The sequence below is a fragment of the uncultured Lactobacillus sp. genome (assembly GCF_945290125.1).
In the GTDB taxonomy this organism is placed as follows: Bacteria; Bacillota; Bacilli; order Lactobacillales; family Lactobacillaceae; genus Lactobacillus; species Lactobacillus rizhaonensis.
Map to the genome: position 1 here is coordinate 1 of NZ_CALYQV010000064.1, position 11,418 is coordinate 11,418.

11 protein-coding genes are annotated in these 11,418 nt (G+C 35.8%); 9 read left to right on the forward strand and 2 right to left on the reverse strand.

Annotation, left to right across the window (positions count from 1 at the left end):
• Positions 1-77: 77 nt before the first annotated feature.
• Complete coding sequence (locus tag Q0K80_RS08830; RefSeq protein WP_294605535.1) at positions 78-818, reverse strand: type II CAAX endopeptidase family protein; 741 nt, start codon at positions 816-818, stop codon at positions 78-80.
• 286 nt (positions 819-1,104) lie between these two features.
• Between Q0K80_RS08830 and Q0K80_RS08835 the strand changes: the two genes are divergently transcribed.
• Positions 1,105-1,953 carry an aldo/keto reductase gene (locus Q0K80_RS08835; RefSeq protein WP_294605537.1) on the forward strand — a complete coding sequence of 283 codons (849 nt, stop codon included), beginning with the start codon at positions 1,105-1,107 and terminating at the stop codon, positions 1,951-1,953.
• Positions 1,954-1,984: 31 nt separating this feature from the next.
• Here the strand turns inward: Q0K80_RS08835 and Q0K80_RS08840 are convergent, their stop codons facing one another.
• The gene (locus Q0K80_RS08840) at positions 1,985-2,638 is read right to left on the reverse strand and encodes a type II CAAX endopeptidase family protein (protein ID WP_294605539.1); all 654 of its coding nucleotides are present in this window, start codon (positions 2,636-2,638) and stop codon (positions 1,985-1,987) included.
• Between the two features lie 203 nt (positions 2,639-2,841).
• Here Q0K80_RS08840 and Q0K80_RS08845 point away from each other — a divergent pair, with 203 nt between their 5' ends.
• The 8 genes from Q0K80_RS08845 (at position 2,842) to Q0K80_RS08880 (ending at position 11,275) form a co-directional block, all read left to right on the forward strand.
• Positions 2,842-3,987, forward strand: a complete 1,146-nt coding sequence (locus Q0K80_RS08845; RefSeq protein ID WP_294605541.1) for a CDP-glycerol glycerophosphotransferase family protein — start codon at positions 2,842-2,844, stop codon at positions 3,985-3,987.
• A gap of 3 nt (positions 3,988-3,990) precedes the next feature.
• Complete coding sequence (locus Q0K80_RS08850; RefSeq protein WP_294605543.1) at positions 3,991-5,421, forward strand: oligosaccharide flippase family protein; 1,431 nt, start codon at positions 3,991-3,993, stop codon at positions 5,419-5,421.
• 3 nt (positions 5,422-5,424) lie between these two features.
• Complete coding sequence (locus tag Q0K80_RS08855) at positions 5,425-6,123, forward strand: glycosyltransferase (RefSeq protein WP_294605545.1); 699 nt, start codon at positions 5,425-5,427, stop codon at positions 6,121-6,123.
• Between the two features lies 1 nt (position 6,124).
• Positions 6,125-6,580, forward strand: coding sequence for a SprT family protein (locus Q0K80_RS08860; protein ID WP_294605553.1), 456 nt, complete (start codon positions 6,125-6,127; stop codon positions 6,578-6,580).
• Between the two features lie 243 nt (positions 6,581-6,823).
• Complete coding sequence (locus Q0K80_RS08865; RefSeq protein WP_294605555.1) at positions 6,824-7,426, forward strand: IS607 family transposase; 603 nt, start codon at positions 6,824-6,826, stop codon at positions 7,424-7,426.
• The gene (locus Q0K80_RS08870; RefSeq protein ID WP_294605547.1) at positions 7,413-8,576 is read left to right on the forward strand and encodes a transposase; all 1,164 of its coding nucleotides are present in this window, start codon (positions 7,413-7,415) and stop codon (positions 8,574-8,576) included. Before Q0K80_RS08865 ends, Q0K80_RS08870 begins: the two co-directional genes overlap by 14 nt.
• 189 nt (positions 8,577-8,765) lie before the next feature.
• Positions 8,766-9,446 (forward strand): MarR family transcriptional regulator, encoded by a 681-nt coding sequence (locus Q0K80_RS08875; protein WP_294605549.1) that lies wholly within the window; start codon positions 8,766-8,768, stop codon positions 9,444-9,446.
• 77 nt (positions 9,447-9,523) lie between these two features.
• On the forward strand, positions 9,524-11,275 hold the full coding sequence (locus tag Q0K80_RS08880) for an ABC transporter ATP-binding protein (protein WP_294605551.1): 1,752 nt from the start codon (positions 9,524-9,526) through the stop codon (positions 11,273-11,275).
• Positions 11,276-11,418 lie beyond the last annotated feature (143 nt).

Genomic DNA, 11,418 nt, shown 5'->3' on the forward strand with positions numbered 1-11,418 from the left:
GGCATAAAGATTAATAAAAAAATGATAGCTGGAATTATGGTCAACAGCTATCATTTTTTGTTAGTCAATAATTATTTTTACTTTGTAACTAATAATAAAACTAGGAAAGCTAGGGTGTCGAATAAGAAGTGGACTAAGAAGCTTACCCAGATATTATGCGTTTTGATAAAAGCCCAGTTTAAAACCAGACGTGTAAATGCTAATCCTAAAATGACATAACCCAGATTGTAATCATAAGTTGACAAGTGAAGTAAAGCAAAAATCAGAGCTGAAGCAATATTGCCCCAGAAAAGCGGGTGTGGCATGTGAATAGAATCAGCTAACTGTGTCACAGCTAATAGAGGCATAATTGCTAAAAACTCCTCACCCAATATTTGAATAGCACTGCTGAAGCGCTGATAAATGAAAATGAGCCAAACGTGGGGTGTACTCATGGTTAGTCCAGCAGCTGCATTGCCAGAAACAGAGCCAAATAACTTCTGAGAAATCGCTCCTGAAACAACGGATACGAAATAAGCTAAAATGAAAAAGACTAGCACCCACAACCATTCTTTAGCATGAGGAGTATGAAATAATTGCTGCCATTTACGTCCAGTAGCAATTTGAACTCCGATTATTTGAATTACCAAAAAAACAGTTACTACTAAAATTTGAAAGCCTGCTGCTATTAAAGTGGGATGATTTTCGTCAAAAATTAGAGAGTCTGGGATTTGCACACCTGGCATAATCAAACAGCAGTATGCTATCAAATTTGAGAGTAATATTATCAGCCATTTTTTACCAGATATTTTGTATGAACTATTTAAATTGTTAGTCATGTTTATTCTTCCTTTTATTTTTGATTTTATATTGTTATTTTGTAAAAAACAATTTGCTGGCTTGTGAAGTTATCACAAAAGGAATTTGATTTTTAGCTAAGCTGCCTTGCACTAAATTCAAAAATAACTTGCAGGTTAATAATCTTTCTTGTCAAGTGCTACAATTAGCTTAAAGGGTATTAGTATTTATAATTTATTTTATATTAATACATTGAATATAAAAGTATAATTCAACAACTTTTTGTTTCAAAATATAATTATTTAACTAATTAAGAAGGTCCATTTTATGAGAAAAGTAAGAATCAATAATCAATTATTACCAGCGTTAGGAATAGGCACTTGGGAAATGGGAGATGATCCCAAGATTCGAGATGAAGAAATAGCAGCAATCAGAGCAGGTCTTGATGCAGGCTTAAGTGTGATTGACACTGCTGAAATGTACGGAAATGGTCGCTCTGAAGAGTTGGTAGGTGAGGCCATTAAACCGTATCCACGGGCAAAAATCTTTTTGATTTCCAAGGTTTTACCGCAAAATGCGTCTGCCAAAAAGATGCGGCAAAGTTTGCAAAACAGTTTGCAAAGACTCCAAACCGATTATCTGGATCTATATCTTTATCACTGGCGGGGAATGGTACCGTTGTCTGAGACCGTTTCAGAGTTGCAAGCTTTACAAAATGAGGGACTAATTCGCTCTTGGGGAGTTTCAAACTTTGATATAGACGATATGGAAGAATTATGGCAACTGCCAGAAGGACAAAACTGCGTTGCTAATGAGGACTTATATAATTTAGAGACCAGGGGAATTGAATATAGTCTTTTACCTTGGCAAAGAGAGTATCACGTTCCACTGATTGCTTATAGTCCTTTAGGACGTGGACCAAAAATGGGCAGTACAATGATGAAAAATGAGGCCGTTTTAAAAGTTGCTGAGAAATACGAGACAAGTGCTTATCAAATTTTACTTGCTTGGGTCATGCACCAACCAGATGTTTTGGCAATACCAAAGAGCAGCAGTTCAAAGCATTTATTATCTAACCTGAAAGCGTTAGATATTGAGCTAACCCCGGAAGATTTGCAGATTTTAGAACAAGCGTATCCTAAGCCTGAACACAAAGAGCCCCTGGCAATTTATTAAAAAGGCAGTTTTTATTACTGACTTTTTGTTTTTAAAATATTGTCACAATTATGTCCCATAACATGTGGTATACAATTGGTACCCAAATATTTTTACTTTTAATAAATAATAAGCCGAAAATGATTCCTAAAACAAAAACAGTAATAAAGCCGCCTGAGGTAAAGTTGGCCACTAAAGTATGCGTTTGATACCAGATAGGGAAATGAATACATAAAAATAATAGATTGTTGATGATTAAGGCAACCCAAGTTGGCATTTTTTTAAGAAGGGCGTTTAAAAGCCAGCCGCGAAATACTAATTCCTCAGTAATACCAACTATCAAAAATTTATCAATAAAATCGCTAGGTCTAAATTGCGGATTTATTTTGATCCCACCATTTTCAAAATAGAGTAATATCATTAGATAAATAATCATTACTAAGATTCCCAGTAAGTAGGGCCACAAACGAAAGCGATTTTTGAATAATTGAGGATATTCAATTTTAAGCTGATGAGAGTACTTTTTAATTAAAATAAATGCTGGAATGCTCCAAGTAACAAATTTAACTAAAGAGCTTCCTATAACTTGTGCTAATGTATTGCTGGTATAACCCCAGTAAGCCAGTTCTTCGACCGTCCACCAAGCATAAAAAATTACTAAATATGTTACTAATACTTTATTAGGTACAGTGTTTTGGGTATGCATTTTTGCCTTTCAAGTTTAAAACTATAATAAATTCTATTTTATAGTAATTAATTTCTGAGACAATGTAAATCAAATTAAAACGGGTTTTGATAGTCCCTTTAAACATTAATCATTAAAAAACTAAAAAATAAAGTAAAAAAGCTTGAGTTATCTCAGGCTTTTTCTGTACCCTTATACTAGGTAAGAATTTGGGAAGTTAAATAATGAAAAATTTTTTGTTTCGTTTATATTTGACGGCAATGAAAATAATTGCTCGTTTTACACCAATACAAAGTAATAAAGTGGTTGTTCTTAATGGTGCAGGTCGTTCTGGTTCAAATGGCTATTTGTTTGGTAAATATTTGCAAAAAAGCCATCCAGAATATGAAGTTACTATTGTGGAACCTTGGCCATCTTCACATTTACCACTTAAAACTTGGCGAGACATTGGTGCTGCTAAATTTGTGTTGACCACACATCAGCCATTTAAAGTTCATGCAAAGCAGGTTAATATTCAGTTTTGGCACGGTATACCCCTTAAACGCATGGGCTTCATGGCCAATAACACTAATTCCAAAGTTGACCTGCGCAATGCTAAGTTATGGCAAAAGAATGCTGATATAGTTTGTTCAAGCAGCGATTTGTATGAAAGCTTGATGAGTGCCTGCTGCGGAATTGAATCTAATAAGTATCACAAAACGGGTTTTCCTCGTATTGATGCTTTGAAAAACCCAGTTATTAGTAAAAAACAGCTTCTCAGTGATTTATTTAAAACTCAGGATGATAAGGCGCAAATTGGTATTTATATGCCAACATTTCGTTATGAAATGGAAGACAGTCAAATTATGAATCAGGTTCAACAGGGTAATTTTTTAACGCTGTCTGACTTTAACAGTGAGCAGTTAAATGATTTGTTAAAAAAGAATCACCAGTATTTAGTAGTGAAACTGCATCCTTATGAAATGAAACTTTTTAAGCATTTGCAGAGTAATTATTCTAATATTGCCTTTCTTAATAATGCCTATTTATATCAGCAAGATATTGACCTTTATGAGCTTTTGGGTAATACTGATTTTCTGATTACTGATTTTTCCTCAATTTACTTTGATTATTTAAATATTGATAAGCCGATAATATTTGTGACCAATTATTTGCGGCAATATGAAGAAAAGCGTGGCCTCTTAATGGGTCCTTACGAAGAAATTGTACCTGGACTCTGTGTAAAGACGCAGTATGAGCTTATGCAAGCACTGACAATGCCAGATCAATACAGTGCGAAACGGCATTACTGGCTGAAATTAACGAACCAGGTTCAGAACCAATCAAGTTGCGTAAATGTAGTTGAGTTGTTAAAGAGTATTAGAGGGTAAGTTGTGAAAAGAACTTTTTTAAATATTCTATATAATGCGGTTTACCAAATTTTTCTTGTATTAGTACCGTTAATAACAGTTCCTTATCTTTCAAGAATTTTGGGTCCCAAAACGTATGGTATTTACAGCAACGTTAATAATATTGTTCAGTTTTTAATGATTTTCTGTACTCTTTCAGTCTCCTATATTGGGATGAGGACAATTTCTCAGATTAGAGCCTTCGGCAGCGAGCAGGATTTAACCAAGGCCTTCTGGGGCTTATGGTACTTTCAGGCCATAGCGGGATTTGTCACCATTGGGATTGTCATTTCTGTTACCAGCTTTTTTAAGATTAAGTATGGGCAATATTTACTATTAATGGTGCCCTATCTTATTTCTGCCCAGGTTGATATTTCGTGGCTTTTTCAGGGATTAGCTGATTTTGGCCGTGTGGTTTTAAAAAATACTGCGGTTAAGCTGGTATCTGTTATCCTGATTTTATTATGGGTAAAAAGTCCGGGTGATCTCTGGAAGTACATGTTGATCATGTCAGTTTCAACAATGCTGGGTTCATTTGTTTTTTGGTTTGACATTCACCGTTATGTTGGTGGGCCGGTCAAGCATTTTTATCAATACCGCGCGACTGTTAAAGCAATCATTACCCTGTTAATTCCCCAAATTGCTACCCAAATTTATACCTCTCTTGATAAACCTATTTTGGGTCTTTTTCAAAATTCGACGCAGGTTGCTTTTTATGACAATTCCCAAAGAATTTCTAACATGGTTTTGGGTATTGTCACTAGTATATCCTTGGTAATCATGCCTAAAATGGCGGGTGAAGGGAAAAAAGAACAACGAATAGTTTTAAAAAAGTCCCTTGAAGCGACGGTTATGCTGGGCACTTTGTTTGCGGTTATTATTATGGCTAATACCAAGGAATTTGTGCCTTTCTTTTTCGGTCATAAATTCATTCCCATGACACAGTTGATGTTTTTCTTTACCTTAACTATCATTATGATTCCAACTGGCGGTGTGTTTGCCAATCAATTTGCGCTTGCCAATCATCGAGATCGCGATTATGCCATTCCAGTCATAGTTGGTGCTTTCTTGGAAGTAATATTAAGCTACTTTCTGGATCAACTATACGGTGCAACAGGTGCTATGGTGGCAATTCTAATAACTGAGTTTATAGTTTTGCTTTTGCGTTTGTGGATTGTGCGGGATGGCTATGATTTTAAATACTCTTTTCGTGAAATTCCTAAGTATTTTATAATTGCCGTTATTGTTTTGGCAGTGGGTCTTCTTTTACCCCAAATGTTTGCTTCGGCATTTCTTAATATGCTTTGCAAATCGATCATTATGTTTGTTTTATATATCGCGTTAATGTTTTTATTAAAACTCGATTTTAACCAAGACATAATTTTATTATTGAAAAATTTTTTTACCAGAGGTTAATAAATGATTCCCAAAATAATTCATTATGTGTGGGTAGGGGGTAACCCTAAACCACAGAATATTCAACGTTGCATGAAGACCTGGTCAAAACACTTGCAGGATTATCAAATTATCGAATGGAACGAACACAATTTTGATATTCACGAAAATAAATATGTAGAACAAGCATATCAGGCTAAAAAATGGGCCTTTGTTTCAGATTACATTCGAGCTAAAGCAGTCTATGAAATGGGCGGTATCTATCTGGATACGGATGTTTTGGTTTTGGATAATTTACAAGATTTGTTAAATAATAGGGCTTTTGTCGGTTTTGAAAATAAGGATAATCCTTTTACAGCAGTCTTTGGAGCTGAAAAAGGTCATCCACTGATTAAAGACATGCTTTCTTATTACGATGACCGTAATTTTACTTTTAATAAACAAGACCAACTGGCAGGAGTTAATACTGTTTCCGTATCTGACATTTTAAAAAATAAATATGGCGCACAGCCCAATAATCAAGAACAGAAGCTAAAGACGGGTATTCACGTTTATCCGGATGGCGTACTTTGTAATCCTTCTGCGCAGTCAAAGACCATCCATGTTTTTACCGGCACATGGATGGAAGGAACTAAACCGTTAAAGAGAAAATTAGTGACGGCTCTGAAAGTCAGGATCAAAACGAAAAAAGAGGCAGCACTATATGCCAAAGTTTTCAGATAATCTGACTGAAGAAGAATTGCAGAACTTAGTGGAAGAAGTTTCTCTCAAATATTTTGGCAAACGATTTAAGCACCAAGTAAAAATTAATAAGCGCATGACAACAACTGGTGGTCGGTATCACTTAGGTGATCACCACATTGAAATTAATGCGCATTTTTTAGTGCCGCAATATTACCAAGAGTTGATCGGTATAATTAAGCACGAATTGACACATTATCACTTACATTTAAATCACAGAGGATATCGTCATCAAGACCATGACTTTAAAGCTTTGCTTAATAAAGTTGGCGGATCAAGATATACACCAGATATTGGTCTTAGACGCAAAGGCAAAGCAAAATACTTATACGTTTGCACAGTTTGCGGACAAGAGTATTTGCGAGTTCGCCGGCTAAATATACGACAATATGCGTGTGGTCATTGTAAAGGTAAATTAAAACTGGTTGACCACAGGTGACTTAAAAACAATTTTAAAATTTTTGGTTTGACAAAATGTTAGGTACCAAACTATAATTAACTTGTAAAACATATTAGGTACCTAACAATTTGCTATTTTAGTTTAAAGGAGGGAAATAACTGTTTATAATTTTATAGAATATTATAGTTAAAAATAGGCAATTGCTATATAATAATCTTAAGAAAGAACAAAACATAGAAAGGATTGTTATATGGCTAGCTATAAGATTGGTGAAATTGCTAAATTGCTAAATTGCTTAGTGTTACTGTCCGTACTTTACAAAAGTGGGATAGTAATAAAACATTAGTTGCACACCGCACACCAACTAATCGTCGCTATTACACTGAAGAACAAGTCGAACAAATTTTGCATAAATCCGGTAGTAAGCAGAAAGGTAAAATTATCGCTTATGCTCGAGTTTCAACTTATGGGCAAAAGAAAGATTTGCAAAATCAAATTGATTTTATTCAAACTTTTTTAAATGCCAAGGGCATTATTATGGATGAAGCAATAACTGATATTGGCAGCGGATTAAATTACAAGCGTAAAGCTTGGAATAAGCTACTTGAAGAAGTCGAAGCAGGTAAAGTAAGTGAAATTTATATTACCTATCAAGATCGTTTTATTCGTTTTGGTTATGATTGGTTTGCTGGTTTTTGTGAACGGCATGGTACTAAAATAATTGTTTTAAATCGTAAAAAGACCTCTCCTGATCAAGAATTGGTTGATGACTTAGTAAGTATCATTCAAGTTTTTTCTTGTCGCTTATACGGATTACGTAAGTATAAGAAGCATTTGGAAGCTGATAAAAGCTTAGTTGAGGAAGATACTGATGATAGTAACTAAAACTCAATTAGTCAGATTATGTCCTAATCAGATAATGACTAAGCAGCTTGTAGCCTTGTGCGACTATCGTCGTTATTGTTGGAATCAGGGCTTAGCTACTTGGAATGATATGTATGAAGCTAATACCATTAATCCAATAGATAACCCTAAGCCCAACCAATATCGAGTACGTAATGAATTAGTCGCTAACAAAGAAGATTGGCAAGATAAATTATCAGCTCGTTGCTTGCAATTAGCAATTAAAGACTTGGCACAGGCATGGCAGAATTTTTTTGACAAAGCTCAACCTGATTGGGGCAAGCCACAATTCAAAAGCAAAAAGGCGGCCCGTCAAGGCTTTAAAACAGATCGAGCTAAGATTATTAATGGCAAATTACGTTTAGACCGTCCTCGAGGAGTGGTTAAAGAAGACTGGTTTGATATTAAATTAGCAGAAAAGCTACAAATGACGAAATTGTTAACCGTTAGTATCTTAAAAGAGAGCGGACATTATACAGCAGCTTTAACTTATCAATTTGAGCCTAAGGTAAAGGCAAAAACTGGTCAAAAAACTGCAGTTGATGTAAATGTTGGTCATTTTAATTGGACAGGCGGTAACTTACAAGTTTTACCTAGGAAACTAGTTAAACTATATGAGCGTATCAAACATTATCAACGTCAACTGGCACGTAAGCGAACAGTAAATGGTTTAAAAACAGCTCTTAAAAGTTGTAATTACCAAGCAGTGAAAAACAAACTGCAACGTGATTATCGTAAAGTTAATAATATTCAAACTGATTCACTGCAAAAGTTCACGACTAAGTTAGTAACTGATTACGATCAAATTGTCATTGAAGATTTAGATGTTAAAGCAATGAAAATGGGAATAGCATATAAAGGTTTACATCGTTCAATGTTTGGAAAGTTTCGGCAGGAATTAGTTTATAAGTGCAAGTGGTATGGTAAAGAATTGGTTTTAGCAAGCCGCTTATACCCATCCACACAACGTTGTGCTAACTGTGGTTACATTAAAACTGGTCCAGAAAAGATCACGCTAGCAGGCAATGTTAAGCACCATACTAAGCACAATGAGTATATTTGTTATCAGTGTGGCTATAAAGCTGATCGTGATGAAAATGCGGTGCGTAATTTATTAGCACTAGCCAAGTAAAAAGTAATAATGGGGCAGGATATGTCCTCAAGCTGTAAGAGTTAGTCAATGTGATCACCTCGAGAGAGATATCAGAAAACTAATGAAGACGACAGTAAGTAAAATAAAGAAAGGAAAAATATTTTCTTTCGGAAAGTAGAAAAAACAAGAAATTCTGCTTTCTTCTATGTTTTATATATCAGCTTAATTATGAGTCAAACAAGTGATCAATTAATGAAACAACTTCATTTTATTATGCGTGCCAGTCGCTACTACATGCTTCAGAACAAAGAACCAATATCTGGTCAAAAACGAGTTTTAGCAGTCTTAAAGTTGGAAGACGGCTTAACTCAAAATTATCTGGCTGAGATTTTAGCTCTGAAGCCGGGCTCTTTAGCAGAACTGTTGAAAAAGATGGAGTTAAAAGGCGATATTCGACGTGAAGTTGATGAGCAGGATAAACGGGTTAAACGAGTTTACCTTACAGAAAATGGCAAAGAAAAGGCCACAAAGTTGGCTGAACAAAAAGACAAGCAAGATACTGCGCCATTTTTTGCCGGTTTAACTGCAGAAGAGCAAGACCAATTCGGTCAGTATCTGCAAAAAATTGCTGCGGGCTGGGATGATGATTTCAAGGATAAAGCCAGTTCTTTTGTTGACCCTACTTATCGGATGGAAAGAATTAAAAAATGGCGTGAATATGCCGCTGAGCATCATTTTTCAAGATCAGATATGCGCGCTATGTGTCATCATATGCATGAACGGCATCACTTTCATCATGACTGCCCTCGCGCTGATTTTAACAGAAATTATTGCAATTATGATAAGATGCACGGTTATGACCGCGACTTTTGGCGAAAATTTTGGCATAATGAAGATGAAGATTTATAATTAGCAACATGATTAAAGTTTTTCAATCATTGAAAAACTTTTTTATTTAGTCTAAATAAGGAAAGCCGGTATCTTTTATGGCATTTAAGTCACGTAAAGATGGAAAGCAAAATGTTAAAATTAGTGACTTTTTAGACCTGCTAAAAAGTTTAAATGTGAAAAAGTCTTTGTTCATAATTGGCTTATTACTTAGTCTTATCACAAGTGCGGCCAACTTAGCGTTACCTTTGTTAACCAGAGAGCTGGTGGACACTAGTAAATGGGATAACTTTAATTATTCAAGTTTAGTTATTATCATCGTGGTTTTTGTGTTACAGCTAATTTTAGGAACTTTGGGCGGATACGTACTGCGCTATTTTGGTGAAAGCGTAGTCAAGACACTGCGTGAACGCTTATGGGCTCACCTGTTAAAATTACCTGTTACTTATTTTGATGCTAATAAAGTGGGTGAAAGCAGCTCGCGACTAGTCAATGATACGGGAATAATAAAAGATTTACTGGCTTCGCAGTTTCCTAATTTTATTACCGGAGCAATCCAATTATTTTTCTCATTAATCATTTTATTTGTGATGGATTGGGAAATGGCCGCCTTGATGTTTGTCGTTGTTCCTATTGTGGTAGTAATTTTATTACCAGTTGGTCGCATAATGGTAAGACTAGGACGTAAACTACAAGCGGAAACGGCCAAATTTAATGGTGAGGTCAGTGAAAAGTTATCTGAGGTGCGCTTAATTAAATCCAGTAACGGCGAAAAACAAGAGCAGGAGGCTGGTAATCACAGAATCAAGAAAATTTTCACCATTGGGGTTTTAGACGCACGCGTCGAAGCTGTTTTACAGCCAATCATTATGACTTTGATGATGGCGGCTTTTGCCGGTATTTTGGCTTTTGGTATTATTCGCGTTGGTCAAGGTTCTTTAACAAGTGGTTCATTAGTGGCTTTTTTACTGTACTTATTTAATGTTATTGGGCCCGTGGCGAATTTTGCCACCTTTTTCTCTCAGATTCAAAAAGCCTTGGGTTCAACTGAACGCATCCAGGAAATTTTACGAATAGAGTCTGAAAAGAATTTAGGTCAACAGACCTGCGATTTAACTAATAAAACATTAACTGCGCAAGATCTAAGTTTCAGTTATGTCAAAAACGAACCTGTTTTACAATCAATTTCATTTGTTTCGCGGCCTAATTCTGTAATTGCTTTTGCTGGTCCCAGTGGTGGAGGCAAGTCAACTATTTTTGCACTGCTGGAGCGGTTTTACCAACCAGATAGTGGTCAAATTACTATTGGAAACCAGGACATTCAAGATATTGACCTGGCAAATTGGCGTTCTCAAATAGGCTATGTTTCTCAAAACAGCGCCATTTTTTCTGGAACTATTCGGGAAAATTTGGTTTATGGTTTAACTAAAAAGATGACCGATGAAGACCTTTGGCGTGGTCTTTCTTTGGCTTATGCGGATCAATTTGTCCGTGAATTTCCTGATCAGATGGAGACCGAAATAGGTGAGCGGGGAATTAAACTCTCTGGTGGTCAAAAGCAGCGCTTAGCTATAGCACGAGCATTTTTACGTGACCCTAAGATTTTAATGTTGGATGAAGCTACGGCAAGTCTTGATTCAGAATCAGAAGGAAAAGTGCAACAGGCACTCGATAAACTGATGGTCAATAGAACTACTTTGGTAATTGCGCACCGACTGGCTACGATTGTTAATGCCGATCAAATATATTTTATAGAACATGGAAAAGTTACGGGCCATGGCACTCACCGCGAATTGATGCAAAAGCATAGTTTATACGCTAAATATGTCACCGAGCAGATGGTAGATTAACCGCTTTTACATAAAAATGATTAAGAAAACTCTTGTGCTAAATTCAATTTTGGGTTATAGTATTGAATGTGTTGCGGGCATGGCGGAATGGCAGACGCGCAAGACTAAGGATCTTGTGATCGCTTTTAGATCGTGGAAGTTCG